The sequence below is a fragment of the Pseudarthrobacter sp. MDT1-56 genome, from assembly GCF_059383555.1.
On record NZ_JBWZCK010000022.1, the window covers coordinates 1 to 24,451 of the forward strand.

Sequence of the window (24,451 nt, forward strand, 5' to 3'; positions counted from 1 at the left end):
AGCGGACCGGGTCCAGGCAACCGCGGGCGCCAGCGGCACAGCCACCTGGACCTTCAACGTCGCAAAGGCCGTCGCAGTCTGGCGGACGGCACTGAAGCCGGCCTAGGAATCAAGCGGATACCCCACTGCCTCCCAGTTGGGATAACGCGAGAGGACGACGGCGGGAAGCTCCCGCCGTCGTCCTCTCGCGTGGTGCCGGACTGCGGTTAGACCGCGGACCATCCGCCGTCGGAGGCCAGGATGGCGCCGTTGACATTGGTTCCGTCATCGCTGAGCAGGAAGGTGATCGAGGCCGCCAGCTGGGCCGCGGTGGCAGGGGCCGGGATGTTGGCACCCATCAGCGGGCCGAGGCGCTCGGCGGCGAGCTGGGAACCCCACGTGGCCTCGATATTGGTGATGGTGGCGCCGGGGGCCACGGCGTTGAAACGCAGGCCCTGGGGCCCGTACATCACCGAGGAGTTCTTGGTCAGGCCGACGACGGCGTGCTTGGAGGCGGTGTACGCGGCGCCGGCGGCGGACCCGCGGAGACCGGCCTCGGAAGCAACGTTGACCACGGAGCCGGAACCCGCCTCGAGCATCAGCGGCACCACGGCGCGGGTCAGGCGCATGAGGGCGGTGACGTTGATCCGGAAGACCCTGTCCCAGGTGGCGTCGTCGACCTCGTGGATCGGGGCGAAGTGGTCCATGATGCCGGCGACGTTCGCGAGCGCGTCGACCCTGCCGCCCGCGGCGGCGACGACGGCGGCGATCGTGGCTTCATCGGAGATGTCACCGGCCACGGGGATCACATCCAGGCCGCTGTTCCCGGCCACCAGGGCGTCCAGCCGCTCGGGGCTGATATCGGCGGCGATGACCCTGTCACCTTCCTTGGCAACGCGCAGGGCCGTCGCCAGGCCGATGCCTGAACCGGCGCCCGTGACGATGACGGTCTTGCCGGCGAAGCGGCCCGCCGTGATGGATTCCTGCCATGAAGCTTCGGTGCCCATGATGTCCCTTCGAACGTTTCCAGTGCTGACACCTTCAACCTTATGACACGCTGTGTCATTATGAAAGGGTGAATACTGGTGGGATGCCCCCGCAAGATCCCAAGCCCGCCGGCATACGTTCCGCCGGGCGTCCCGCGACCATCGATCCGGACGCCATCGCCAGCCTTGCGCTGCGGCTCTTCGCCGAGAACGGCTACGAACGGACCTCGATGGAGGACATCGCCCGCGAGGCAGGCATTGGACGCAAGAGCCTGTACCGGTATTTCTCCAGCAAGGCCGATCTCATCTGGGGCGGCATGGAGCCGGTGATCGCGGCTTCGGGGCTGGCCCTCGAGGTGGCCCGCGACGGTCGGGAAGACGGCGGCGGCCTCATGGCGGGCCTGCGGGCAGCCGCCGTCGCCGGGGTCGCCGTGATTCCCGATCTTTCGGTGTCGCGCGGCCGGCTGCGCCTGATCGCTGAACATCCCGAGCTCGCCAGCCGCAGCTACGCTTCCCTGGCGCCCCAGCGCGAGCGGGCCCGGCGGCACCTCCGTGCCCTCGGCGTTCCCGATGACACGGCCGGCTACCTGTGCGCGGCGTATCTGGCTGCCACCTTTGAAGCCTGGATGCGGTGGGCCGCTGGGACAGACCCGGATCCGGTGCCGTATCTGCTGGCTGCCGTCGAGGTGCTGCGGCTGCCCGGCACCTGAGCTGCGCTGCCCGGGAGGTCAGGCCGTCACGGTTTGACGGACCAGCCTCCGATTGTCCACAGTGAGTCAGTGCCCGCCAACGTTGAAAAGAGTCTCCGGCGCCCGGCGCTGACGGGCGATCGCCCCTGGCAGCGGCAGGGCGCGGCATTGATCGGCTTTCTGGCGGTGTCCTGGGTGGTGTCACTGCTGGGCTCCCTGCCGATCCGGATGAACGCCAACTGGTACGCCTCGGCCGACAAGGCGCCGTGGACGCCGCCGGGGTGGATCTTCGGCGCCGTGTGGCTGATGCTATACGCGGCCATGGCCGTAGCTGCGTGGCTGGTGTGGCGCCAACGGCGCTTCCCCCGCGCGGCTGCGCTCAAGCTCTACGGAGGTCTCCTGCTGCTGAACCTGGCGTGGCCGCTGATGTTCTTTGGCCTGTACCCGATGATGGGGGCCGCAGCCCTGTGGCTGGCACTGCTCCTTATCGGAGCCCACGCCCTGGTGGCGACCCTCACCGTGCTCTACTTCGGGCCGATCAGCAGGACAGCCGGCCTGCTGATGCTGCCCTACGTTTCATGGCTCGTGTTCTCGGCCAGTCTGAACGTGTACGCGGCCTTGAACAACTGAGCCGTGAACAACTGACTGACGGAGCGGTGGCGGGAGAGTGCGAAATTGTTCCGCGGGGTGGCATCCTGAGAGCACCATGACCGCACAAGAAGAGACACCTGACAATTCACACACCGGCCGCGAGGCACCCGACGGCGGGGCTCCGGCCGTTAGCGGCACCGGATCCGAGGCTGCCGGGGACCTTTCGGGTACGAACCGGAGCCGCGGGCTCCTGGCTCGGGCACTGGGCGGCGGGACCGACCCGGATCCCCGGTTCACCCTGGCCAACGAACGCACGTTCCTGGCCTGGATCCGGACCTCGCTGGCGATGGTGGCAGGCGGTATCGCCGTTGAGGCCTTCACTTCCGGGCTGCTCGGTCCGGAACTCCGCAAGACCGTCGCGGTGCTGTTGCTCCTGCTGGGGCTGGTGACCGGCGGCGGCTCGTTCTTCCGGTGGCTTAACGTGGAACGGGCCATGCGGCACCAGGCTCCGCTCCCGGCGCCCCTGCTTGCTCCGATCCTGGCAGCCGGCGGCTCCCTCGTTGCGGCCGTGCTGATCGTGTTTGTGATTGGTCGGCCGGCCTAGCCGTGGCGAAAACCAGGGCCGCGGCGGTGCACGATGACCCGGGGCTCCAGCCTGAGCGGACGGACCTCGCCTGGCGCCGGACATCGTTGACGCTGATCACGGCGGCCTGCTTCTTCCTGCGCTGGGTACCCCACTACGGCTGGTTTGCCGGCACCCTGGTGGCGGCTTCACTCGTGGTCGCCCTGGGCATTGCCCTCACTCAGCGACGCCGCTACCACCACCACGCCAGCGGCATCGGCGGAGCGGTGATGGCCGCGAATGTCAGGGGGACGGCGGCTATCGCTGGCAGCGTTGTGGTGTTGGCCGGACTGGGCATCTACACCGTGCTGTTCCTGCCGCTGCAGGGTTAGGGTGGCGGCCCCGTGGGGCCGGCGGCACTGTCTGAGCATCGGGCCGCGCCATTGAGCGAGCGGCAGGTGTCAGCTCAGGAATGACAAGTGGATGTCGCTGCCAAAACGGCGGATGATGTCCCGCTTGGCACTGTGGAAGGCGTCGAGGTTTCCAGCATGTCCGTGCTGTTCGATGCGGCGCCGGGCCAGCTCGTCGGAGATCACGTCCATAAAGAGTTCCGCGAGAAGCAGCCGTGCGGAGTCCCGGAAGCGGCCGCGGCCGTCGACATAAAGCCGCACGGTGGGCGCACCGGTGTTGATGATGACCTTGCGCTCCGCGGCACTGTAGACGGCCCGGTCCGCGTTGTCGTCCAGGTTCCGGAATTCGTAGCCGACGAACAAATCCATGCCGTGGTCCCGGGGCACCCGGTGTGCCACCGGGTGGTCCACCGGGTGACCGGCAGGCCGAACAACAGCAGCGTGCGGGGGCTGGCCTTCGCTATGGCGCGAGGCGTGCTCGGCCACCACCATCTCGCACCAGGCCCAGTAGGCGCCCGCCCGGACCGTGATCTCGCCCCGCTCCCCGGCACCTCCCCAGTTACTGTCCACTCGATGCGCTGGGTTCCGCGCAGGGAATCGACCGGAACGGCAGCAGGCACCGGTTCAATCCGCATCGACTCCGGCAGGTCGAGCTCGAAGGTGAGCTGTCCGCCGTCGGGCAGCTGGCTCGCATCGACCAGCAGGGCGACGTGGAACGGGTGCCCGGGCTTCCGGTAATAAAACGGCGTGGTGAAGCGCAGCGCGGCCGGCGGTTCCTCCTCGGCGGGAGTCCGGCCAGCGGCGTCCGGGGATGACTCGATCCCCAGGTCCACCACGGCCGCCTCGCTCATGTGCTGCAGCAGCCGCTCGATCATCTCGGTGGTGCGGCCGGAGGTGGTGGCCCGTTCCAGGTGGGTGAGTTTCTCTTTTTCGGCCTGTACGGCGCCGCCGATCATGGCGCTGACGGCCTGGAAGAACGCCGCCACGAACGGATCCTTGACGTTCAAACCCTCCCGTTCGTCGCTGATCACCGCCTTGCCGCGGCCCAGCATCTGGGTCAGCGCCGCGGCCGAAGTACCCGGCCGTTCCCCTCGCCGCGGGAGAGCGGGCTGTGCGCGCCGCCATAGGTGAGGATACGGGCGGCCGCTTCGAAGGACATGCCCTCCGCCTGGTCCGTCACCATCAGCACCGCGCCGGTGTGGTGCCGTTCGTAGCCGACGTGGATGGTGCCGGTCACCGGGGCCCCGGTCTTCTCCAGCCGGGCGTAGCTGTCGTCGCTGTTGGTGATCAGCTCCACCAGCGCCTTTTCCACCGAAGCGGTTTCGGCAACCGTCATGGCGTCTCCCTCACCCGCAGCCCCGCTGCTGCTCCACCTGCAGGCGCCGGACGGTGCCGATAGGTGGAGCGTAGCAGTTGGTGCTTCGTGGCGCGGCTGTGCAAATTCAAGTGCCCATCGCACACACAACCCCATCGGCTGCTCCACAACTGCCGTTTTGAGGGGTCAAAAGGGCGCCTACGGAGCAACGGACGTCAGGAAAGGCGTTCCGCGCCGGCGGCCGGTGTGACGGTGAAGATGTCCGGTGCGGTAAACCCGGCTTCCGCGAAGGCGCGGACGACGGCGTCGCGCACCTGGCGCTCATCCCGCACCGGGGTCAGGGCGATGGCCCCGCCGGAGGTGGCCTCGAAACGGCTGGTCAGGCTGTCCGGCAGGGCGCCGGCGCCGGCGCGGGTGGTGGTGTTCATGCGGGGGCGCCTTCCGGGCTCAGGGTGGTGCGGGTTGCGGCTGCGGCCGGTTCGGCGGCGGCGTCGGTGGCTACTTCCCGCAGCCGGACCGCGACGGATTCGGGCGTGGTGTCGTTGATGAAGGCACCCATGGCCGCCTCGGAGCCGGCCAGGTACTTGAGCTTGTCTGCGGCGCGGCGGGGCGACGTCAGCTGCAGGTGCAGGTGGCCGGCCCGGCGCAGAGCCGGCTCCAGCGGGGCCTGGTGCCAGGCCGCGATATAGGGGGTCGGCGTGGGATACAGGGCGTCGAAGCGCTTCAGGAGTTCGGGGTAGAGCTGCGCCAGTTCGTCGCGCTCGGCGCCGTTCAGGGCGGTCAGGTCCGGGACCGGGCGGTGCGGGACCAGGTGGACTTCCAGCGGCCAGCGTGAGGCGAACGGGACGTAGGCGCTGAAGTGTTCGCCCTCGAGCACCATGCGGCTGCCGTCGCCGCGCTCGGCCCGGAGCAGGGCGGAGGTGAGGGTCGCCGTGCCGTCCGAGTTGTCGAAGTGCTCGCCGGCCGCGGCGGCCAGGACCGCGGCGCGGGGCGGGACGTACGGGTAGGCGTAGATCTGGCCGTGCGGGTGGTGCAGGGTGACGCCGATGTCGGCGCCCCGGTTTTCGAACGGGAAGACCTGCTGGATGCCGGGCAGCGCGCTGAGCGCTTCCGTCCGGTGGGCCCAGGCGTCGATCACCGTGCGGGTGCGGCGCCAGCCCAGTTCGGCGAAGGATCCGGTGTGCTGCGGGGTGAAGGCCACGACTTCGCAACGGCCGACGGCGGGCGTGGTGGTCCCCCAGCCCGGCGCGGCGGAGATTTCACTCGTGTCCGGGCCGAGGGAGGGAAAGCGGTTTTCGAACACGGCGACGTCGTAGTCCGGCGCCGGGATCTCGGTCTGGTTGGCCTGCGTCGTCGGGCAGATCGGGCACTGGTCCGCCGGCGGCAGGTGGGTCCGGGACTGCCGGTGCGCGGCCACGGCCACCCATTCCCGGCTGAGCGCGTCGTAGCGCAGCTGGCCCGGTTCCGGGCGGGCGGGCAGCTCGCGGTGGTCCACGAGGGATGCGGCGGACCGCCCGGCGGAACCGGCGTCGTCAAAGTAGAGGATCTCGCGGCCGTCGGCCAGCCTGGTCGTCGTGGTTCGCGTCATGGTTTCAGTTGTACACGACAAAACATTTTCAAACAATAGAGCACAAAATGAAGCAGGAAGTGTGCCCTTGCGCTAAGTGTGGAAGTTAGGATGGGCAGGAGGAGGCCTGCGCACTTGGCCCCGTCCACTCCCCCGATTTCCCTGCCAGCACACCCGAAGGACGCAGAATGCTCGCCGCAGCCCGCCACTCCGCCATCATCGCGGAGGTCCAGCGCGAGCGAATCGTCCGTGTCGCGGACCTCGCGCAGATGTTGGGAGTGTCCCTTATGACGGTCCGGCGAGACATCGAGGCGCTGGATGCGGCAGGCGCGGTGGAGAAGATCCACGGTGGGGCCAAACTGCCCGGCGGGGTGAGCACCCACGAGCCCGGCTTCGAGCTGAAGGTGACGCAGCTGCAGGACGAGAAGATGGCGATCGCGCACGAGGCGGCCGCCCAGGTGCGCGAGGGCATGGCGGTGGGACTCAGCGCCGGCACCACCACGTGGGCGCTGGCGCAGCTGCTGTCCGCGGGGCCCCGGATCACGGTGGTCACCAACTCGGTGCGCGTCGCCGACGTCTTCCACCAGAGCTCGTCGACGTCCACCGTCATCCTGACCGGCGGCGAGCGCACCCCCTCGGACGCCCTGGTCGGGCCGCTGGCCACCTCGGCCCTCAAGCAGCTGCACCTGGATGTGCTGTTCCTGGGCGTCCACGGAGTCGATGCCGACGCGGGGTTCACCACCCCGAATGTGCTGGAAGCCGAGACGGACCGGGCCTTCGTGGCCGCGGCCCGCCGGGTGGTGGTGCTGGCCGACCACACGAAGTGGGGCACCTTCGGCATCAGCACCATTGCCGGGCTGGAGGAGGCGGACGAGCTCATTAGTGACGAGGGCCTGCCCGGTGAGGCCCGGCGGATCCTGGGTGAGCGAGTGGGCCGGCTGCGGCTGGCAGGCGGCGGGATTGTGGGCAAGTCCCCGCTGCCGGACCGTTAGGGCTGACCCGCGGCGCAGACTAGGGTTGACATCATGACGTTGGGGGACGCTATGAACAAACCGCTGTCCGAGGCCCTGGGGCCCGATCATCCGGCCGCGCAACCGCAGCCCGGCGCCGGCCCTACAGCAACACCGGTCTTGAACCCGCTGGCACTGCAGACCCTGAGCGAACACGCCGGGAGTACCGCTGCAGCCAGGTTCGCTCAGGATTTCCTCGGCCTTCTCGAGGGCCGCCTCACCCAGGTGGACGCAGCGCTGGGACTGGCCGACCCCATGTCAGCCCTGAACGCCGTCCTCATCCTGAAGGCCAGCGCCGCGATGCTCGGAGCGGAGCAGATGACCCTCTATTGCGCGGGCCTCGAGGTGGAACTCCGCGGACATCGGATTCCGCGTGCCGGCGCACTCCCCCGGCTCGCAGCGGACCTCACGTCCGCCTTGTCGGGCGCCGTCGCGGACACGTTTCCCAATGATGCCAAGGGTCCGGCGCCTGCCCCCTGATCACTGCGGGGCGAGTTCGCCGTAGAAGTAGGATGCTGTGACGCCGCCGTCCATGAGGAAGTCGCTGCCGGTGATGAACGCGCCATCCTGTCCCATGAGGAGCGCACCCAGGGTGCCGACCTCGTCCGGAGTGCCGCCCCGTCCCGCCGGGGACAACTCGATCATGCGCCGGTACCCCTCACCGCGTGGGCCGGTCAGTTCATCTTTGGCGAGCGGGGTGAAAATGATGCCGGGGCTGATCGTATTGATCCGCGCGCCCCGCTTGCCCCATCGAACGGCCTCGGCCATCACACGGAGCGAGTTGCCGCGCTTGGCCAACTGGTAGGCGTGAAGGGCATCAGTGACTCGGTCCGGCTGAAGCATCGGAAGCGCCAACAGCTCGTTGGCCGGCATCGTCGCCAGCGCTCTGGTCTCATCGGGGGTCAGGGCGCCCAGGCGGTGCCCAGACTGCGAAGCGATGACGACGCCGGCGCCGCCACGGGCGATGACGTTTCCGAATTCCTCCAGCACCACGGCGGTCCCGTACAGGTCCACGGCCAGGATGGTCGACGGCGGGGCCTGGCTGGGCGAGACACCTGCGGCGTGTATGACACCTGTGACGGCGCCCAATGCCGTGGCCGTCTCGGCCAGGGCATGAATGGAGGGGCGCGAGGACACGTCGACGGTCACTGTGCTGACCTCGAAACCGGCGTTGCTCAACACCTCGGCCGCGGCGTCGGCGTTGCCCTGGCTCAGATCCGCCAGCACAACCTGCTTGCCCGCGCTGACGCGCCGGGCGATTGCCTGACCGATCGACCCGGCTCCGATAACCACAACGACGTCGCTCACGATGATCTCCTGTTCTGTGGTTCCGGCACGGTGGCGTCGCCGGGAGTCGTGGCTGTCCAGCTAGCGAGCAGCCGCAGTGCATCCTGGGCTGCGGACCCCGGCTCGGCGCTGTAGACGATGAGTGACAGGCCGGGGTCGGCCGGGAGGTCCATGGCTTCGAAGGAGAGAGTCAGGTCGCCCACCACGGGGTGGTGGATGGCCTTGACTCCGGTCTGGTGAAAGCGCACGTTCTGCACGGCCCATTGCGCCCGGAACTCCCCGCTGCGCACGGAGAGTTCGCCGATAAGGGCGGGGCGGGGCCCGCGGCCCGCGGCCAGGTCGATCAGGTGCGCGTACTCCGCCTCGTCCAGCTGCAGCGCGCGCGACGGCGTCAAGGATGCTCTCGGAGGCACCCCCCAGGTTCCCCCGCTCCAGGCGGATGTAGTAATCGATGCTGACGCCGGCAAGGAGTGCCACCTCCTCCCTGCGGAGACCGGGTACGCGCCGGTTTCCGCCGTAAGCGGGCAGACCGGCATGCTCCGGGCTGACTCTGGCGCGGCGCGAGGCCAGGAATTCGCGGACCAGATCCTGCCCGGGGGCGACCATCGGCGAAGGACTGGCCGTGCGGAGCGAGGAAGTCCAAGATGCCGGACCGGACATCGAATCCTGACTGCGCCGCACCGGGCTTCGTTGAAGCTAGCCGACCCCGCTACCCTTCACGCGCCACTCTACATGAGAACAATTCTCACTAGAAAAGGAGGATGGGCCTCTCCCGACATGATTGCTATTGATAATCATTTGCATCTAGGCTGACCGGCGGACGACAGTCAGTTGGCGATGGAAGAGGGACAGCAGATGATTTGGCGGAGGGTAGGAATGTTGAGCGCGGCAGCCGCCGCCGTCGCAGTGATGGCGGCATGCGCCGGGGAAAGCGCCCCCAGCAGCCAGTCCCCGCAGCGGCCGCTGAAGGTCGTGGGGCAATTCGAGCTGCACAGCCTCGATCCCTCCACCAGCGGCGGGTTCTTCACCCGCCTGCAGGTCGCCGAAACCCTGGTCGATGCCGACCTCCGCGGCGCCCTGCAGCCGGGACTGGCCACCGGCTGGGAGGTCTCCCCCGACAGGCTCTCCTGGCGGTTCGCGCTACGCCCCGGCGCCGTGTTCCATGACGGAACGCCCGTGACCGCCGGCGCCGCCGCCGCCGCGCTGGAGACCGCCAGGACCAAGGCAGGAACGCCGCTGGCGACGGTTCCCGTCGAAGCCATTACCGCCGACGGCGGGGACGTGCGGGTCGATCTGACGCAGCCGTTCGCCCCGCTGGCTGCCGTGCTGGCACACACCAGCACGCAGGTTCTCGCCCCCAGCTCCTATGGCCCGGACCGGGCCGTGACGAAGATCGTCGGCTCCGGCCCGTACCGGGTCGAGCGGCTGGAACAGCCGGCCACCATCGAATTGATGGCGTTCGACCAGTGGCAGGGCAAGAAACCGGCCATCACCCAGGTGGACTACCAGGCCGCGGGACGATCGGAAAGCCGGGCGCTGATGGCCGAGAGCGGCCAGGCCGACGTCACGTTCGGCATGGACCCGACCAGCCTGCAGCGCCTCAAGCAGGCAGGCAGGCTGGCCATCGCCGATGTCACCCTGCCCCGCGCGATCCTGCTCAAGGTCAATGCGGGCCACGCGATCCTCGGCGATGTCCGTGTCCGGCGCGCCCTGAGCATGGCCCTGGACCGTGAGGCGATGGCGACGGCCCTACTCCGCGATCCCGAGATGGCCGCCACCCAACTCTTCCCGCCCTCCCTCCCGGAATGGCACCAGGACACCGTCACACCCCTGGCCCACGACCCGTCCGGAGCGCGCGAGCTGCTGGCCGAGGCCGGCTGGCGGCACGGCAGCGACGGCATCCTGGAACGGGACGGCCAAAAGTTCTCCGTCAAGTTGCGCACCTTCCCGGACCGGCCGGAGCTGCCGATCATTGCCACCGCCGTCCAGGCGACGCTGAAGGACCTGGGGATTGCCCTCGACGTGAAGGTCGGCAACTCCAGCGAGATCCCGGCCGGGCACCGGGACGGCACCCTCGAGCTGGGACTCTATGCCCGCAACTACGCCCTCGTACCCGATGCCCTGGTGACCCTGGCCGACGACTTCGGCCCCGAAGGTGCCGACTACGGCGCGATGGGCTGGAGCAACACCACGCTGACGTCGACGCTGAACGCCATGGCCGGCGGCACCGACCCAGGCGGAGCTGAGGACGGGCGGCGGCAGGTGACGGACATCCTGCAGAGCGAACTGCCCGTCATTCCGGTGGCCTGGTACCGCCAAAGCGCGGTGGTGAGCGAGCGGGTGGAGGGCCTGGCCCTGGACCCGCTTGAGCGGTCCTGGCGGCTCACCGACCTGACCTGGGCAAAGTAAGCGGGGCCGAACCTTGATGAACTTCTCACCAACAACACCCCGGGTCCCCGCGGGTCCCGCGCTGCGGGTGGTGCGGCACCGCGCCATCCAGGCGGTAACGGTGGTCTTGCTCGTCTCCACGGCGTGCTTCGCCATCATCCAAAGCCTCCCCGGCGACATCGCCTTCCGCATCGCCGCCGGCCGCTACGGTTACGACCAGGTGACCGCCGCCTCGGCGGACACGGTCCGCGCGGAGCTGGGGCTGGACCGCCCGGCGTGGCAGCAGCTCCTCGACTGGCTTGGTGACCTGCTCACCCTGGATCTGGGCACCTCGCTGGTCACGGGCGCCAGCGTCGCCGGCGAACTCGGCCTGTACCTTTCCAGCAGCCTCCAGCTCGCCGCCGCCGCGCTGGCCCTTGCGCTGTTTGTCGGCGCCACAGCCGGAGCGCTGGCCGCGTCCCGGCCCGGCGGGATCCTGGACCGGCTCACGACCCTGTGGGTTTCCGGGGCACGGTCGCTGCCGCCCTTTTTGCTCGGGCTGGTCCTGATCCTGGTTTTCTCGGTCCACCTCGGCGTGCTTCCCGCCGCGGGGCACGGCGGCGCCGGGAACATCGTGCTCCCGGCGGTGACACTCGCCGTCGGACTCTCCGGGCTGTTTGCCCGCGTGACCCGGGACACCGTCGCCCGGATCCGGCAATCGGACTACGTTCGGTTTGCCGCGACCAAAGGCCTGGGCGGCCGTCTGGTGTTCCTGCGCCACGTGCTCAGGAACGCCGGGGTAACCCTGCTGTCCTACGTCGGGGTGCAGCTGCTGGTCCTCATCGAGGGCGTCGTCGTCGTCGAAAGCCTCTTCGCCTGGCCCGGCCTGGGCCACGCCCTCGTGCACGCGATTTTCTGGCGGGACCTGCCCATGGTCCAGGCAACGGCCCTTGCCCTGGCCCTCCTCGTGGTGGCTTTGAACACCCTCGTGGATCTGGGCACCCTCGCGCTGGATCCCCGTCCCCGCCGCAGGGAGCTGGTTCTGTGATCACGCCAGTCCAGCGTGCGGCCGCTGCCCTGCTGGTCGCGCTGGTCCTTTTCGCCCTCATCGGCCCGCTGGCCTGGCCCGACCACGCCGCGCAGGACCTGTCACGCTTCCTGGAACCACCCAGCCTGGCGGAACCGCTCGGCCGCGACCACCTGGGCCGCAGCGTCGTCGCGCGGCTTGCCCACGCCACGCAGCTGTCCTTGCTGATGGCTGTCTTGTGCGTCGCGACGGCCCTGCTGGTCGGATCCCTCGCCGGCATCATCGCGGCCTGGCGCGGCGGCTGGCTCGACACCGTCCTCCACGGCCTGTCCGAAGCCTTCATCGCACTTCCGGCCCTTCTGGTGGTCCTCATCTTCTCAGCCGTAGCGAACGGTGACCTGTGGACACTCTATGTCGGGCTCGCCCTGGCGCAATGGGTGGAGTACTTCCGCATGGTCCGCTCCCGCAGCGGGCTCGTCCTCGCCGGACCGGCCGTCGAGGCCGCCTGGATGCTTCGGCTGGGGCCCTCCCACGTCATCCGCCGCCATCTCTGGCCCGAGCTGCGGCCGCTGCTGACCACCATGGCAACGTTCGGCGTCGGTTCCTCCATCCTCGCGTTGTCCACGCTCGGGTTTGTCGGCGTCGGAATCCGGCCGCCCACTCCGGAACTGGGGCTGATGGTCACCGAGGCGTTCCCGTATTATCACGAGGCGCCCTGGATGTCTCTGGCTCCCGTCCTGGTTCTCACCACCATCCTGATCGGGCTGCTGAGCCTGCGAAACAAGGAGGCCCGCCTGTGAGCATGCATCTGTACCACTTGGAAGTCACCCATGCCGGCACCGTGCTGGTCGAGGTCGCTGGACTGGACTTCGAGCCCGGAGTGCCGGTGACGATCGTTGGCGAAAGCGGTTCCGGGAAGTCGCTGCTGGCCCACGCGATTATGGGAACCCTCCCCGCCAACCTCCTGGCGCGCGGAAGCCTGACCGTGGACGGCCAGAGCTACGACCTCGCCGACGGGGCCAACCGGCGCCGCCTCTGGGGACCGGTGATGGCGCTGCTGCCGCAGGAACCCGGGCTTGCCCTGGACCCCACCATGCGCACCCGGGAGCAGGTCGCCGAGGGCGCAACCTCCTTCACCACGGACAAGCGCAGCGCGCGGCGTACGGCCGGGGCCCTGCTCGCTTCCCTCGGACTCGGGCACGCAGCCGCCGCGTTCCCGCACACACTCTCCGGAGGCATGGCCCAACGGGTCGCGTTCGCCGCCGCCACCATCGGCGGTGCCCCCGTACTCATCGCGGACGAGCCGTCCAAGGGCCTGGACCGGCAGGCCCGCGCGGAACTGGCGGAACTCCTCAAGAGGCACCTTGGCGGCGGCGGCATCCTGCTTACCATCACCCACGATCTGGACCTGGCCCGCGACCTCGGCGGGGAGGTGCTGGTGATGAAGGATGCCCAGATCCTGGAACACGGCCCGGCCGGGCACGTGCTGTCGGAGCCGGCGCACCCCTACACCCGGCGGCTTTTGGCGGCCGAACCCGCCCACTGGAGGCACTCGTGGACGCGGGCGGAACCGGCCGCAGAGGGACCAGGTGAGCCGCTCATTTCCGGGAACGGGCTGGGCAAGGCCTTTGGCGGCCAGCAGCTCTTCGCGGACGTAGCCGTCACCATCGGCGCCGGCGAACGCGTCTCGCTCAGCGGCCCCAGCGGCAGCGGAAAAACCACCCTGGGCAATGTCTTGCTTCGCCTGCTGCCGCCGGACACCGGCCACGTGGACCACGGCCCCGCGCTCCGCGGGGGCCGGCTGCAAAAGCTCTACCAGGATCCGGGCATGGCCTTCGCGTCGCGGGTGCCGCTCCGGGATTCCTTCGGCGACGTTCTCCGCCGCCACCGGCTGACACCGGGCCGTCTTGACGAGCTCATGGCCTCGCTCCGCCTCGCTCCGGCTCTGCTGCACCGCAGGCCCGGGCAGGTTTCCGGAGGGGAACTGCAGCGTCTCGCCATCATCCGGTCCATGCTGCTGGATCCCGCCCTGGTTTTCGCCGACGAGCCGACCTCGCGCCTCGACCTCATCACCCAGGAGGAAACCATCAACTGCCTCATGGACCAGCTTGACGGCACCGGCGCCGCACTGCTGCTGGTCACCCATGACGTGGCCCTGGCCGACGCCGTCACGCACCGCCGGATACCGCTTGGGCTGGCTGAGCGTGCGGCCGCGGGGGTGACAACCTCTTCGTGAAAGAGCTGTGTCACCAGCTATTGACGGCTGGAACCGGCCTGAGGAGTATTTGTTGCATCGGACCGGCCAGCCGTTCCCGCTTCGATGATTGGCCGGAACCGGGGACAAGCTAAGGATCTGGTGCCATGTCCTGTGGATGGATGCGCGCGTCCTGGTCAATCTGGCCCGCCGTTGCTGCGGCGGTCCTGGCAGCGTCGACGGGATGCACTCCGGCGCCCCAGCCCACCGGGCCACCATCCCCCACCACCCTCAACGTCACCACCTCCCTTGATGAGTTTGGCAACAAGATGCGCGACGCCGGAGCGCCCGCCGTCTTGGTCCAGGCGAAGATCCGCGGTGAAGAATGGTCGCGGGCCTACGGTGTGCGGAGTCTGGAAAGTGAGGAACCTGCACAGATCAGCGATCGCGCATGGGTGGGCGGCGTGACCCAGAGCTTCGTGGCCGTCTCGGTCCTCAAGCTGGTCGCGGAGGGACGGCTCGGGCTTGAGGACCACATTAGCCGGATCCTTCCCGACATCGAGAGTCTTTTGCGCCCACCCGAACAGGTCACCGTGAGGCAGTTGCTGCAGCACAGGTCGGGCATGCCGGACTATGTGATCCCGATGCTGCAGCAAGGCAGCCTGCGCGAGGTGTTTGACACTCCGCTGAGCCACACGGAACGGCTTGCCCTGGCGGGAACCCAGAAGTGGGAACGGAAAATTGCCCAGGGCTTTGAGTACTCAAATTCAAACTACATCGCCCTGGGAATGATCGTGGAACGGCTTCGGGCTCGGCCCATCGGCGATGTCCTGCGAACAGACATCGTGGAGCCGCTCCAGCTGAAGGGAACTGCCATAGCCCAGTCCGGTCCAGCCCCGGGCGATATGGTCCGCGGCTACATCACCGTCTTCGGCGAGCGCAGGGACGTCAGCAGTATCGAGATGTTAGTCGGGTCGCCCGACGGCGGGCTGATCTCCACCGTGGGCGATATGAACACGTTCTATTCGGCGCTGTTGCGGGGACAGTTGCTGCCGTTGGCCCTGGTGGCCGAAATGCAAAGCCCGCTCTATGCGCGTTACGGTCTGGGCATTCGCCGCTGGAACGACACGTGCACCAACAATTTCTACTACGGCCACGGAGGGGATGTGCCGGGGTATGGAACCTTCTCGGTGTCCAGCGCGGACGGTTCGCGGCAGATCTCCATGTCCTTGACGTATCCCCCCGGCCCGTTCGGCGTCACGGACAACGGAATCGTGGACGACATGACCGAGACCGTGGTGGAGGCGCTGAATGCCGCCTGCTGACGGGGCCGGGAATCATGCCAACGCCAGGATCAGGTAGAGGGCCGTGAGGACGATCGCGGTGGGCGTCATGACAAGGCGCTCCGGTTTGCTCCGGGAGATCCCGTTCATGATGACACCAAGGGCGAAGTACGCCGTCAGCACCCAGATAGAGGTCGAAGTGACCCCCTCATTGACCAGGGGCGGCACCAGGCCGGCTTTGGCCGCCGCGGCGTAGCCGAACACGGCGTAGAGGACTATCGAGAGTGCACTGCCGATCCTCAGCCCGGTCGGCAGAACCTCGTGTTGTCCGCCCCATGCCAGCCGTCCCAACCGCGCTCCGCAGATCAGAGCGCCCTGAAAGACGGCCAGGCCCGCCAGAACCGTGCAAGCGGCCAACGCGGCAAACTGGTCCAGCGTCATAGCGGTCCCCATCTTTCATCCCGTAAGAACCTCTGCTGGCTGGAAACAGGCTACGCCGTGGATTGCCGCTGGGTTTTTTCAACCCTCTGGGCGCGCCAGTCCGGCGCTTCGAAGGCCTCACTCCAGTACGCCGTTTCCCTGGCAATTTTGCCGTCCCGGAATTCGAAGATGAAGACCGTTTCATACGTCGGGCCGCCATAATCCAAGGACGCCTCGGCGATTACCAGGTCCCCCCACTGACGAGTCTGCGGGGCGTGATGGTCGGCAGCTGCGGGAAGGCGTTGTAGCCCCGGATTGCGGCCAGTGCATGACGGCGTCGTCATGAAACAGCTCGTCCATGAGCTCAACCCGACCTTCGTTGATGCAAGCGATCAGTCGGTTCACCACATTCTCGTTTGCCTTTGTTTCATCCACAGTCTTCACGCTCCTTACTGTTCATGTCCTGCATTTTGCTCCCGCCCGGTGGATTCCGCCACAGCCGTCGCCTGCCTGCCTGCCTGCCTCGACGGTCCCATTGTGCTGCCGGGGCTGCTGGTCGGCCGCCGGATCGGTGCCTAACCCGTCAGCTCGGCGGCGGCGAAAGAGACGGCGAAGCGCGCGCACCAGATACTTACCGAGCTGTAGTCGGCCAGGTTCGCTCCAGACGGGATCTGGTAGTTCTGATCGCCCTTGTTGGCTTTGAGCGCGCCCAGATCGAGATAGGCTCCGTCGTCGAAGACATGCCAGCCCGCCGGTCCTTGGATCACCGGGGCGTCGCTGAGCCACACCCGAAGGTCCGGGCCGTCCGAGGTATCGAGGCCTTCGAACCGCAGAATCCGGCTCCCGTCGGGAAGTTCGAGGATTTTCACGGTTCCGGAGCTGGCGTGTTCGTGGCTGATCAGTCCGCCCGTCACGAGTTCACGCGGTGCGATCGCGGAGGGCTCAGCCGATGGCGCCGCGGCCTGGCTGGTCGCCGGCGCAACGGCCGGAATGTCCTCGGTCACGGTGGAGCTGGTGAAGATCCGCCACGGCTGGAACAGATACAGCCCGACGGCGACCCCGACGGCGGCCAGGAGGACCACGACGGGCATGGCAAGGCGCCTGTTCATGCCTTTCCAACGACCGGACCGACAGCGGGGTTCCGGGTCAGCCGGGACGTGTCAGGGTGGCGCGTCCCCGGTCTCCCGGTTACCAGGTGGTTGCCTCCGAGCGCGCCGCAAGCCATCGCCCGTCGGCACGGACGAAGTCCATGGTCAGCTGCAGCGGCCAGCGGGCCAAACTGCCCCGCCCGCATCTGGGCCAGCCAGTCCCGCTTGGGCTGCAGGAAGCCCGGACACAGTGCGGACCGGACCGGGAGTCTTTCCACGGCGCACGGATGTGCCGGTCGGTGCCAGGGAGGATAGTTTGAGGGCATGGCGGAAAGCTACAGGTACGACGTCGAGATCGTGCACCTCCTCGTGTCCCCGGCCCACGCGTACTTTGGCCGCGCCCGCGAGGGCGCAGCAGACGTCCCCACAACCGACGCCGAGCGGGTCGAACTGGTGGCCGGCAAGGGCATCGTCGGCGATCGGTTCTTCGGCAAGGCCGCGCATATGGACGCCGCCGTCACCCTGATCGCCGTCGAGGCCATCGAAGCGATGGCCGCGGAGCTCGGAGCCGGGCCGTTTGACCCGCTTCTGACCCGGCGCAACGTGGTCATTAGAGGGGCCCAACTGGCGCCCCTTATTGGCAATGACTTCGCACTGGAATCGCGCGGTGAGCTGGTGCGGCTCCGGGCCGGACGGCCTGCCCACCCTTGTGCCTGGATGGACCAGATGCTCGCGCCCGGGGCGCATGCGGCCATGCGCGGGCGGGGAGGCGTGCGCTGCCAGCCGCTTTCTGACGGCCTGCTGCACCGCGGGCCGGCTGTCCTCATCAGCCCCGTGCCGCTGGATCCCGGGCAGGCCGGAACCCCAACACTGCTGCGGCCTTCGCGGCTGCCGTAGCTTCCTCCTTTTGACTTATCCACAGCCCGGATGAGCATAATGCAAGAGGACCGCCGACCTTATTGGATCGTAGGCGGACCGCTCGGAACAGTCATGCAGGACCATTTTCCTGCCGACAGCAGACACCCATGGCCCTTTCTCCCGTTGCAGGCACAGACTCGCAGGGATTGATTATCGAGGCCCGGCGCGCAGCCGCGCCGGCAGTGTCACTGAAGAAGCCGTTAACCGCCGTGCGCCTTGTGCCGCCTGCGGTACAGCGGCTTGCCTCACGGCCACCGCGTGCATTCCGGGCGTCGATTCTGATGGAGAAGATCCAACGAAGAGGAGTAGGCATGTCAATGCGAGTCGGAATCATCGGGGCTGGCCCCAGCGGTATGGCCCAGCTGCGGGCGTTTGAGTCGGCACGGCAGGCAGGAGCCAGCATCCCGGAAATCATGTGCTTCGAAAAGCAGGACGACTGGGGCGGCCAGTGGAACAGCAGCTGGCGGATCGGCCTGGATGCCTTCGGCGAACCCGTCCACAGCAGCATGTACCGGCACCTGTGGTCCAACGGCCCCAAGGAGTGCCTGGAGTTCGCGGACTACACCTTTGACGAGCACTTCGGCCGGGCGATCTCGTCCTATCCCCCGCGAGAGGTCCTCTTCGATTACATCAAGGGCCGGGTGGAAAAGTCCGATGTCCGCAAATACGTCCGCTTCAATACGGTGGCCCGCTGGGTTTCCTATGACGAAGTGGCGCAGGAATTCACCGTCACGGTCGAGGACCTGGCCACCGAGACCACCGAAACCCACGTCTTCGACAAGCTGGTGGTCTCCACCGGCCACTTCTCCTTCCCGAATGTCCCCGAGTTCGAGGGCATCGGCGGATTCCCGGGCGAAGTGCTGCATGCCCACGATTTCCGCGGCGCCGAACGCTTCGCCGGCCAGAACATCCTGCTGATCGGCAGCAGCTACTCCGCCGAGGACATCGGCATGCAGACCCACAAAATGGGCGCGAAGTCCGTGACCTTCAGTTACCGCAGCGGCCCGATGGGCTTCGACTGGCCCGAGAACGCGACGGAACGCCCCCTAGTGACACGCTTCGAAGGCAGCACAGCGCATTTCAGCGACGGGACCACCGGCGATTTCGATGCCGTCGTCCTCTGCACCGGTTACCAGCACAAGTACCCGTTCCTGCCGAGTGAGCTGTCGCTGAAGTCGCGCAACGTGCTCTACCCGGACCACCTCTACAAGGGCGTGGTGTGGCAGGACAACACCAACCTGTTCTACCTCGGCGCGCAGGACCAGTACTACACCTTCAACATGTTCGACGCCCAGGCGTGGTTCGCCCGCGATGTGATGCTTGGCCGGATCGCGTTGCCGGACGCAGCGGAGCGGGCAGCGGACATCACGGTCTGGCTGGAGTGGCAGGCTGCCCTGGCGAGCCACGATGCCGAGGCGGACTACCAGACGGACTATCTGCGCGAACTCATCGCGCTGACGGACTACCCGGAGTTCGATCTGGAGACCGTTTCCGCGCTGTTCAAGCAGTGGATGCGCGACAAGCAGGACAACATCCTCGGGTACCGGGACAATGTGCACCGCTCGGTGATGACCGGCACGATGGCTGCGCGGCATCACACGCGCTGGATCAACGCCATGGATGACAGCCTGGCGCGCTACCTTCAGGGCCCGTCGGAGAATGTGGACACCGGCGCCCTCACTGCCATCACCGCGGCGGCCTCCGCGGGACGGCACAGCTAGGCTCTGCGTTCCAGGGCACTGGGTTTAGGCCCGACCCGCGGAAATCATTCCAGGCAGCGGCCAGGAGCCAAACATGCTAGTACACTCGTATCGGCTCTCCAGTCCCCCCAGCTTGGAGAGCCGGGAGCCTCCGCGCTTGAGTCCCTGGATTCGCGCGGAGGCTTCCTCATACGTCCGATACAAACCGGGGGCACGTCAGGCGGCCGGCAGGGAGCCTCGGACTCCACCCGATGGCCGGGCGGAGAGCGACGCGCCGCGTTCGGGGACCGGGGGTGACGCCCGCCGGGGACGACGCGCAGGTGCGTCCAGCACAGCGAGCGGGAGTTCGCGGTGGACAAGGTAATCGCACGCTGCCGGTCCGGCCATCTTCAGCCCCGGGCACCGGCTTCCACGGTGTTCCACGCGGATGTTGGCTGTGCGCAAACCGGCTCTGAACGCCCTGCCACCAACGGGTGTAAACCCTTCGAGCCCGCACCAGCTCAGGTACAGACCATACATTTCCTCCATACTGAGCCCGTCCCCGCCAGGATCTGCGGCAACGCACTCATTGAGGAATTGTTCCAGGGGTGACTTCGTCATTGTGGCCTCCTGCATCCGCGGCATAACCGCTCAACTGAAACAGCAACAGCATCAATTTGAAGCATGGCCGTGAAGCATGACCAGCGCAGAAACGCAGCTAAAACACTAAGAATCTAAGAGCGCCCGATGCCACTGTCAACCAGTCTTTCGGGAGTGAACCGGGCGGACCACGGGGCCGGGAAATTAAGCACTGAGACAGGTCATAACGTCGGTTCGAGCGGCTTGTCCGTCGGCGCCTGAGCCCCTCCCTGACTTGCGCCCGCGTTGCCGCGGTCTGGGGTATCGGGGCCTTCGGTGCGAAATTTGATCAGTTTGTGCGTGCCGTCGCAGTACGGCTTGATAGCCGAGGCACCGCATCTGCAGAGGGCGACGGTCTTGCGCTGTCTCGGCACGCGTTCCCCGGAGGGCGTGACGACGTCGAAGTCGCCGCGGACCAGGATCGGCCCGTCGGGGCAGAGGACAAGCGAGGCACTGCCGGGGTTGAGGGCGTTGTCGTTCATACGTGCTTCCGATCTGGGCAGGCGGAGGGGACGGGGCAGGGCTTCATACGGTGGCGGGAACGGGAGACCGCAGTGAAGACCGGTCGTTGTCCCAGGCATCCATGAGGTGGGTGGCGAAGCGGGCGTCGATGCAGGAGACCGCGGCCGCGCCGAAGAGTACGTCGTCCAGGAGATCCGGTTCCGCCTCCACGAGGCCACCGGCGAGATCCCTTCCGGCTATCTGTTCGTGGACGGCGTCCGCCTCGACGTGCTCATCGAAGTACCCCGTGACGTCCGCGTCAAAACCCAGACGGCGGAAACCGTTCCCGTAGAGCTGGTTGGGGCGTGAGGACGTCATCTCGTACATGGCCAGATGCCCTGCAATGGCTCCGCGAAGCCTTCGGTTCAACCCGAACAGAGACATCATGTTCACGGAGGCCAATGAGATGGCGGGGACGACGTCCACGTAGCCGCCGTAGCTGTCATTAAGGCCCAACCCCCTCATGGTCCGGGCGAACATGGCGCTGTGCATACGGTCCGGGTGGCCGCCGCCGTACTCGTCCGCCTGGATCTCCACGAGGGCGGCCTTGGCCCGTCCGGTCAGGCGCGGGATGGCCCAGGTGTGCGGGTCTGCTTCCTTGAGCTGGTAGAGCGATTTGTGGATCAGGAATTCACGAAGCTGCTCTGCCGTCGCCTTCTTGGCCACGTGACGGGACACACTGGGACCCATGTCCCGGCCAGCCATGTCGAACAGCAGAGCCGCGGTGGCATCGCTGCCGGGGGTCCCCGAATCCGGGCGTCGGACTGACGCCGTTATCGGGCCGGTCTCGGCCCGCAGCCACGCTTCGAACGGCTCCTCCAGCAGGTGGCGGATCCCGATCAGCCCGGGATGCCATTCCCAGCGGTCATCGACGCCGTCGAGCCCTCCGTAATGCAGCTCGTACAGGCAGAACAAGGCGAGCTGAACGTCGTCGTCGATCAGATCCTCGAGTTCGGACAGTCGCCCCGCGACGAAATCGTGCAGAGCGGCCACGCCCGCGGGATCGGCCGGGCCATCCCCGGTCAGAAGTGCGATGACGCCAGCGCTGATGGGTCCCCGTGATTCAGGGATGTTCATTGGTACTCCTAGGTCTGCCGGGGAGGGCGGCTGCGGGTCTTTGTGCTTGGTCGCGGGTCAGCGACGGGCCGGTCACGTGGCGGCGGGCGTCCATTTTCACCGTCTGTTCCAGCCACGACCCTCAGGGCGTCGGCGAAGGTTGGTGTGGTTGCCAGGACCCGCGAGTCGCCGCACCGGGTACAGGTGCCGGCGACAGCGAGGGATTGTTCCCGTGCATCCAGAATGGTGCGAGAGTCGGCGAGCGGGTGTTTGTCGGTGTGGCAGCTGGCGCACCAGGGGCGGCCGCCCCGTGGTTGATGGGCGCTCCGCGGCCGGTAAGTGCCGGAGGTGACTGTCACCCGGTTCAGACCACACCGGGGTAGCTGGACAGGATGTAGTCTGCCGCGGCGGGCCCCTTCATGCGAAGGCGCGTGCGTCCGGGACGGATCCGTTTTTGCCTCATGGCCGCCCAGAAGGCATCTTCCGGCCTGGGTACCGACTGGGACAGGAAACACCAGCTCGTGTAGACGCCGTAAAGGGAATCCCGTCCGAGGACGGAATCGGACCCGGCGTCGGGGGCGGTGGCTTCCTGGAGGAATTGGTCGTACTGCGAGTTTGCCATGGTTGGCTCGTTCCGCTGGGTGCGTTGTGGTGCCGCCGGGGGCTGCAGCAGCTGATACCTGAACGCCATGCACGGGACGCCAAGCGGGTCCCGGAGCCGCAGCAACGCGGATCCGGGGATGATGCGTGTGGGACAGGATTTCCGGGGAAAACCAATCTCCCTACAATGTAGACGGTACGCGTAGACTGATGCATAAGCAAGCCTGCTTACTAACGAGCGGCCCCTCTTTTGAGGGGCAGACTCACCCAATCCGAACGGAAACCCATGTCCCCCGCAGAAAATCCGGTACTGCCCTCGGCCCCCGGGCCGAAGGCGCGGCTCAGCCGGGAACTTGTGCTGTCCAGCGCACTGGCACTGGTTGACTCCGACGGACTCGACGCGCTCACTATGCGCCGGCTCGGGCAGGAACTCGGCCGTGACCCCATGAGCCTGTACCGCTACGCCGAAAACCGCGCAGCGCTGCTCGACGGCGTCTCCGAGCTGGTCCTCAACGAACTGGCCATCTTCCCCGATGATCCGGACTGGCAGGCCCAGCTCCGGCGCATCGCCCACGATCTGCGCGACCTCGCGCTCCGGCACCCCAATGTTGTGCCCCTGCTGGTGACCCGTCCCCTGTCGACACCCCTGGGCCTTCGCCCACTGGGCACGCTCCGGCCACTGGAACAGATTCTGTCACTGCTGATCGACGCCGGATTCGCCCCGGCCGATGCCCTCCATGTCTACCGCGCGTACTACGGGTACCTTTACGGCCACATCCTCAACGAACTGCAGGAGTTCATCGTGGACCCCGAGGAAAACGAAGCCCTCCTCCGTCTGGGCATGCACCGGTTGCCGCCCAAGGACTTCCCCCGCCTGCGCGCCCTGGCCCCGGTCCTCGCCGACTACGACGGAATGGCTGAGCTGGACGAGGGCATCACCATCCTGCTCAACGGACTCGCCGCACGCCTCTCCCCCCGGCCTGACCAGCCAACTCTCTGAAAGGCACCAACCATGTTTCTCCTCTTCGGCCTCAAGACCGCCCTGAAAGACCTCCCAGGGCGGCCGGCGACCTGCCAGTACTGTGGCCGGTTCGTTCACCACCACATCCAGGAACGCGCCACAAAATTCACGCTGTTTTTCATCCCGATCTTCACCACGTCCAGGACCTACCGGATCGCCTGCTCGAACTGCGGTCAGACTACGGCCATCAATGCGCGGCAGAAAAAAGCCGTGGCCTGGTGAAGGCGCGGCAGCGGCATGCGCCCGGACATAGCCGGCGCGGCGTACGCAGGACAAACTCGTTCAGCGGAGCTGCCGGGCAGGCGCTCGCTGCCGCCTTCAAAGTCCTGAAGGTCCTGCGCCCCGACCGGCCCATACATCCCACGGGTGTGGCCCTTACCGGGACCATTGAAAAGACACGGAGCTGCGCCGGAAGCGGGATCCTCTGGGTCGACTCCCCCGGCACCGCAGCGGTGAGCGCCCGGCTATCACGATCTCTCGGCATGCCCTCGGGCTGGCCGGATATCCTCGGCCTGGCACTTCGAATCACGACGGAGGCGGGTCCGGCGGACGTCTTGCTGGCTTCCACAGCCTTGTCCTGGCCTGGACGGCTACTGCTCACCATCCACCGCCATGCGAGCAACTGCAAGCTGACGACACTCATGCCCTACAAGGGGATCAGGGGGCCTGTCCTGCTGGCAGCCCGCCCGGAGGTGAGGGGAAAGGCCATCCCCGCAACCCCGGACGCCTTCCGCCGGGCGCTGGCCAACGGCACCTGGAAGTTGGGCCTCTATCACGCCCGGCCGGCCGGGCCTTGGATCCGTTTTGGCACCCTCTTCCTGAGCCTCGACCCCGGGAAGTCAGACCTCACCACCCGGTTCGACCCACTCCGCAATCCGCTTCCCGGCGCCGGCACCTACCGATGGGCGGGCAGACTACGGGAGCCCTCCTACGAAGCCGCCCGTCAGCCGCTGCCATAGCCGCAGCTACTTGCCCCGCGCTCTCCCCACACCGCGCACGTATTTCCGCCCGTTGCCCGAAGGCGGGCATCACGTTCAGGAGCGGTCCATTTTGCTGGCGCCGCTGGACGGAGTGCCCGGGTCACGCTGATTGAGCTGTTCGTCGTTGGCGGCCTCCGTGTCCGCGGTGTTGCTTCGTTCGCGGAGTTCGCGGCCGTGGCGGATGTCTTGTTCTTCTTTTGCCTGGAGTTTGTCGCTTTGTTTGGTGTCGCGGGGTGGGAGTTGGATGGTTTCTTCGGCTTTGATGCCGGCCTGGAGTTGGCG

27 protein-coding genes and 3 pseudogenes are annotated in these 24,451 nt (G+C 67.4%); 16 read left to right on the forward strand and 14 right to left on the reverse strand.

Annotated features, from left to right (window positions below; genetic code table 11):
• Positions 1-206: 206 nt before the first annotated feature.
• Entirely contained in the window at positions 207-986 is a 780-nt protein-coding gene (locus tag AC50YC_RS19225) for an SDR family NAD(P)-dependent oxidoreductase (RefSeq protein WP_494954876.1), read from the reverse strand.
• Positions 987-1,069: 83 nt separating this feature from the next.
• Between AC50YC_RS19225 and AC50YC_RS19230 the strand changes: the two genes are divergently transcribed.
• From AC50YC_RS19230 to AC50YC_RS19245, 4 genes are all read left to right on the forward strand, one after another.
• Positions 1,070-1,675, forward strand: a complete 606-nt coding sequence (locus AC50YC_RS19230; protein WP_494954877.1) for a TetR/AcrR family transcriptional regulator — start codon at positions 1,070-1,072, stop codon at positions 1,673-1,675.
• Positions 1,676-1,744: 69 nt separating this feature from the next.
• Positions 1,745-2,284 (forward strand): TspO/MBR family protein, encoded by a 540-nt coding sequence (locus AC50YC_RS19235; protein ID WP_494954878.1) that lies wholly within the window; start codon positions 1,745-1,747, stop codon positions 2,282-2,284.
• A gap of 76 nt (positions 2,285-2,360) precedes the next feature.
• A complete protein-coding gene (locus AC50YC_RS19240; protein WP_494954879.1) occupies positions 2,361-2,849 on the forward strand; it encodes a YidH family protein in 489 nt (162 codons plus the stop codon).
• A gap of 2 nt (positions 2,850-2,851) precedes the next feature.
• Positions 2,852-3,199, forward strand: a complete 348-nt coding sequence (locus AC50YC_RS19245; protein WP_494954880.1) for a DUF202 domain-containing protein — start codon at positions 2,852-2,854, stop codon at positions 3,197-3,199.
• Between the two features lie 69 nt (positions 3,200-3,268).
• On the opposite strand, the gene AC50YC_RS19250 is transcribed toward AC50YC_RS19245, so the two are convergent.
• The 4 genes and pseudogenes from AC50YC_RS19250 to galT form a co-directional block, all read right to left on the reverse strand.
• Positions 3,269-3,787 carry a hypothetical protein gene (locus AC50YC_RS19250; protein WP_494954881.1) on the reverse strand — a complete coding sequence of 173 codons (519 nt, stop codon included), beginning with the start codon at positions 3,785-3,787 and terminating at the stop codon, positions 3,269-3,271.
• A 487-nt stretch (positions 3,788-4,274) separates the two neighbouring features.
• Entirely contained in the window at positions 4,275-4,553 is a 279-nt protein-coding gene (locus AC50YC_RS19255) for a hypothetical protein (RefSeq protein ID WP_494954882.1), read from the reverse strand.
• Between the two features lie 194 nt (positions 4,554-4,747).
• Positions 4,748-4,888 (reverse strand): annotated as a pseudogene (locus AC50YC_RS19260) (galactokinase); the annotation flags it as partial.
• A gap of 68 nt (positions 4,889-4,956) precedes the next feature.
• Positions 4,957-6,120: a galactose-1-phosphate uridylyltransferase gene (gene galT / locus AC50YC_RS19265; protein WP_494954883.1), complete on the reverse strand. Its 1,164-nt coding sequence runs from the start codon at positions 6,118-6,120 to the stop codon at positions 4,957-4,959.
• Positions 6,121-6,287: 167 nt separating this feature from the next.
• Between galT and AC50YC_RS19270 the strand changes: the two genes are divergently transcribed.
• Together AC50YC_RS19270 and AC50YC_RS19275 are read left to right on the forward strand one after the other, a co-directional pair.
• Complete coding sequence (locus AC50YC_RS19270) at positions 6,288-7,091, forward strand: DeoR/GlpR family DNA-binding transcription regulator (protein WP_494954884.1); 804 nt, start codon at positions 6,288-6,290, stop codon at positions 7,089-7,091.
• A gap of 33 nt (positions 7,092-7,124) precedes the next feature.
• A complete protein-coding gene (locus AC50YC_RS19275) occupies positions 7,125-7,589 on the forward strand; it encodes an Hpt domain-containing protein (protein WP_494954885.1) in 465 nt (154 codons plus the stop codon).
• Here AC50YC_RS19275 and AC50YC_RS19280 read toward each other — a convergent pair whose 3' ends face one another.
• Both AC50YC_RS19280 and AC50YC_RS19285 read right to left on the reverse strand, forming a co-directional pair.
• On the reverse strand, positions 7,590-8,417 hold the full coding sequence (locus AC50YC_RS19280; RefSeq protein WP_494954886.1) for an SDR family oxidoreductase: 828 nt from the start codon (positions 8,415-8,417) through the stop codon (positions 7,590-7,592).
• Positions 8,414-9,002: pseudogene (locus tag AC50YC_RS19285) on the reverse strand (helix-turn-helix transcriptional regulator). The gene AC50YC_RS19280 and the pseudogene AC50YC_RS19285 overlap by 4 nt, the downstream one beginning before the upstream one ends.
• A 270-nt stretch (positions 9,003-9,272) precedes the next feature.
• Between AC50YC_RS19285 and AC50YC_RS19290 the strand changes: the two are divergent.
• The 5 genes from AC50YC_RS19290 (at position 9,273) to AC50YC_RS19310 (ending at position 15,309) form a co-directional block, all read left to right on the forward strand.
• Positions 9,273-10,805, forward strand: a complete 1,533-nt coding sequence (locus AC50YC_RS19290; RefSeq protein ID WP_494954887.1) for an ABC transporter substrate-binding protein — start codon at positions 9,273-9,275, stop codon at positions 10,803-10,805.
• A 16-nt stretch (positions 10,806-10,821) separates the two neighbouring features.
• A complete protein-coding gene (locus tag AC50YC_RS19295; RefSeq protein WP_494954888.1) occupies positions 10,822-11,811 on the forward strand; it encodes an ABC transporter permease in 990 nt (329 codons plus the stop codon).
• The gene (locus AC50YC_RS19300) at positions 11,808-12,590 is read left to right on the forward strand and encodes an ABC transporter permease (RefSeq protein ID WP_494954889.1); all 783 of its coding nucleotides are present in this window, start codon (positions 11,808-11,810) and stop codon (positions 12,588-12,590) included. The genes AC50YC_RS19295 and AC50YC_RS19300 overlap by 4 nt, the downstream gene beginning before the upstream one ends.
• Before the next feature lie 2 nt (positions 12,591-12,592).
• A complete protein-coding gene (locus AC50YC_RS19305) occupies positions 12,593-14,026 on the forward strand; it encodes an ABC transporter ATP-binding protein (RefSeq protein ID WP_494954902.1) in 1,434 nt (477 codons plus the stop codon).
• A 287-nt stretch (positions 14,027-14,313) separates the two neighbouring features.
• Positions 14,314-15,309 (forward strand): serine hydrolase domain-containing protein, encoded by a 996-nt coding sequence (locus AC50YC_RS19310; RefSeq protein ID WP_494954890.1) that lies wholly within the window; start codon positions 14,314-14,316, stop codon positions 15,307-15,309.
• A gap of 12 nt (positions 15,310-15,321) precedes the next feature.
• Here AC50YC_RS19310 and AC50YC_RS19315 read toward each other — a convergent pair whose 3' ends face one another.
• The 3 genes from AC50YC_RS19315 to AC50YC_RS19325 form a co-directional block, all read right to left on the reverse strand.
• Positions 15,322-15,720, reverse strand: coding sequence for a hypothetical protein (locus AC50YC_RS19315; RefSeq protein WP_494954891.1), 399 nt, complete (start codon positions 15,718-15,720; stop codon positions 15,322-15,324).
• Between the two features lie 38 nt (positions 15,721-15,758).
• Positions 15,759-16,031, reverse strand: coding sequence for a hypothetical protein (locus AC50YC_RS19320; protein ID WP_494954892.1), 273 nt, complete (start codon positions 16,029-16,031; stop codon positions 15,759-15,761).
• Positions 16,032-16,262: 231 nt separating this feature from the next.
• Entirely contained in the window at positions 16,263-16,796 is a 534-nt protein-coding gene (locus tag AC50YC_RS19325) for a DM13 domain-containing protein (protein ID WP_494954893.1), read from the reverse strand.
• 303 nt (positions 16,797-17,099) lie between these two features.
• Between AC50YC_RS19325 and AC50YC_RS19330 the strand changes: the two genes are divergently transcribed.
• The gene (locus AC50YC_RS19330; protein ID WP_494954894.1) at positions 17,100-17,672 is read left to right on the forward strand and encodes an MOSC domain-containing protein; all 573 of its coding nucleotides are present in this window, start codon (positions 17,100-17,102) and stop codon (positions 17,670-17,672) included.
• A 332-nt stretch (positions 17,673-18,004) separates the two neighbouring features.
• On the forward strand, positions 18,005-19,414 hold the full coding sequence (locus AC50YC_RS19335; RefSeq protein ID WP_494954895.1) for a trimethylamine monooxygenase: 1,410 nt from the start codon (positions 18,005-18,007) through the stop codon (positions 19,412-19,414).
• Positions 19,415-20,193: 779 nt separating this feature from the next.
• Here AC50YC_RS19335 and AC50YC_RS19340 read toward each other — a convergent pair.
• From AC50YC_RS19340 to AC50YC_RS19350, 3 genes are all read right to left on the reverse strand, one after another.
• Positions 20,194-20,493, reverse strand: a complete 300-nt coding sequence (locus AC50YC_RS19340) for a CDGSH iron-sulfur domain-containing protein (RefSeq protein WP_494954896.1) — start codon at positions 20,491-20,493, stop codon at positions 20,194-20,196.
• A gap of 43 nt (positions 20,494-20,536) precedes the next feature.
• Positions 20,537-21,589: an iron-containing redox enzyme family protein gene (locus AC50YC_RS19345; RefSeq protein ID WP_494954897.1), complete on the reverse strand. Its 1,053-nt coding sequence runs from the start codon at positions 21,587-21,589 to the stop codon at positions 20,537-20,539.
• Positions 21,590-21,932: 343 nt separating this feature from the next.
• On the reverse strand, positions 21,933-22,190 hold the full coding sequence (locus AC50YC_RS19350; RefSeq protein ID WP_494954898.1) for a hypothetical protein: 258 nt from the start codon (positions 22,188-22,190) through the stop codon (positions 21,933-21,935).
• A 264-nt stretch (positions 22,191-22,454) separates the two neighbouring features.
• Here AC50YC_RS19350 and AC50YC_RS19355 point away from each other — a divergent pair, with 264 nt between their 5' ends.
• From AC50YC_RS19355 to AC50YC_RS19365, 3 genes are all read left to right on the forward strand, one after another.
• Positions 22,455-23,168, forward strand: a complete 714-nt coding sequence (locus AC50YC_RS19355) for a TetR/AcrR family transcriptional regulator C-terminal domain-containing protein (protein ID WP_494954899.1) — start codon at positions 22,455-22,457, stop codon at positions 23,166-23,168.
• Between the two features lie 12 nt (positions 23,169-23,180).
• Complete coding sequence (locus AC50YC_RS19360) at positions 23,181-23,411, forward strand: zinc-ribbon domain-containing protein (RefSeq protein ID WP_494954900.1); 231 nt, start codon at positions 23,181-23,183, stop codon at positions 23,409-23,411.
• 419 nt (positions 23,412-23,830) lie between these two features.
• Positions 23,831-24,148, forward strand: coding sequence for a hypothetical protein (locus AC50YC_RS19365; RefSeq protein ID WP_494954901.1), 318 nt, complete (start codon positions 23,831-23,833; stop codon positions 24,146-24,148).
• Between the two features lie 75 nt (positions 24,149-24,223).
• On the opposite strand, the pseudogene AC50YC_RS19370 reads toward AC50YC_RS19365, so the two are convergent.
• Positions 24,224-24,451 (reverse strand): annotated as a pseudogene (locus AC50YC_RS19370) (YihY/virulence factor BrkB family protein); the annotation flags it as partial.

Excerpts from the sequence above, each read along its gene's own strand:
- AC50YC_RS19310 (WP_494954890.1), top strand. The coding sequence starts at position 14,314 with ATGCGCGACGCCGGAGCGCCCGCCGTCTTGGTCCAGGCGAAGATCCGC.
- AC50YC_RS19345 (WP_494954897.1), bottom strand. The coding sequence starts at position 21,589 with ATGAACATCCCTGAATCACGGGGACCCATCAGCGCTGGCGTCATCGCA.
- AC50YC_RS19230 (WP_494954877.1), top strand. The coding sequence starts at position 1,070 with ATGCCCCCGCAAGATCCCAAGCCCGCCGGCATACGTTCCGCCGGGCGT.
- AC50YC_RS19255 (WP_494954882.1), bottom strand. The coding sequence starts at position 4,553 with ATGACGGTTGCCGAAACCGCTTCGGTGGAAAAGGCGCTGGTGGAGCTG.
- AC50YC_RS19335 (WP_494954895.1), top strand. The coding sequence starts at position 18,005 with ATGTCAATGCGAGTCGGAATCATCGGGGCTGGCCCCAGCGGTATGGCC.
- AC50YC_RS19270 (WP_494954884.1), top strand. The coding sequence starts at position 6,288 with ATGCTCGCCGCAGCCCGCCACTCCGCCATCATCGCGGAGGTCCAGCGC.
- AC50YC_RS19315 (WP_494954891.1), bottom strand. The coding sequence starts at position 15,720 with ATGGGGACCGCTATGACGCTGGACCAGTTTGCCGCGTTGGCCGCTTGC.
- AC50YC_RS19225 (WP_494954876.1), bottom strand. The coding sequence starts at position 986 with ATGGGCACCGAAGCTTCATGGCAGGAATCCATCACGGCGGGCCGCTTC.
- AC50YC_RS19340 (WP_494954896.1), bottom strand. The coding sequence starts at position 20,493 with ATGAACGACAACGCCCTCAACCCCGGCAGTGCCTCGCTTGTCCTCTGC.
- AC50YC_RS19350 (WP_494954898.1), bottom strand. The coding sequence starts at position 22,190 with ATGGCAAACTCGCAGTACGACCAATTCCTCCAGGAAGCCACCGCCCCC.
- galT (WP_494954883.1), bottom strand. The coding sequence starts at position 6,120 with ATGACGCGAACCACGACGACCAGGCTGGCCGACGGCCGCGAGATCCTC.
- AC50YC_RS19365 (WP_494954901.1), top strand. The coding sequence starts at position 23,831 with ATGCCCTACAAGGGGATCAGGGGGCCTGTCCTGCTGGCAGCCCGCCCG.
- AC50YC_RS19360 (WP_494954900.1), top strand. The coding sequence starts at position 23,181 with ATGTTTCTCCTCTTCGGCCTCAAGACCGCCCTGAAAGACCTCCCAGGG.
- AC50YC_RS19290 (WP_494954887.1), top strand. The coding sequence starts at position 9,273 with ATGTTGAGCGCGGCAGCCGCCGCCGTCGCAGTGATGGCGGCATGCGCC.
- AC50YC_RS19305 (WP_494954902.1), top strand. The coding sequence starts at position 12,593 with ATGCATCTGTACCACTTGGAAGTCACCCATGCCGGCACCGTGCTGGTC.
- AC50YC_RS19355 (WP_494954899.1), top strand. The coding sequence starts at position 22,455 with ATGTCCCCCGCAGAAAATCCGGTACTGCCCTCGGCCCCCGGGCCGAAG.
- AC50YC_RS19325 (WP_494954893.1), bottom strand. The coding sequence starts at position 16,796 with ATGAACAGGCGCCTTGCCATGCCCGTCGTGGTCCTCCTGGCCGCCGTC.
- AC50YC_RS19295 (WP_494954888.1), top strand. The coding sequence starts at position 10,822 with ATGAACTTCTCACCAACAACACCCCGGGTCCCCGCGGGTCCCGCGCTG.
- AC50YC_RS19320 (WP_494954892.1), bottom strand. The coding sequence starts at position 16,031 with ATGACGACGCCGTCATGCACTGGCCGCAATCCGGGGCTACAACGCCTT.
- AC50YC_RS19240 (WP_494954879.1), top strand. The coding sequence starts at position 2,361 with ATGACCGCACAAGAAGAGACACCTGACAATTCACACACCGGCCGCGAG.
- AC50YC_RS19275 (WP_494954885.1), top strand. The coding sequence starts at position 7,125 with ATGACGTTGGGGGACGCTATGAACAAACCGCTGTCCGAGGCCCTGGGG.
- AC50YC_RS19330 (WP_494954894.1), top strand. The coding sequence starts at position 17,100 with ATGGCGGAAAGCTACAGGTACGACGTCGAGATCGTGCACCTCCTCGTG.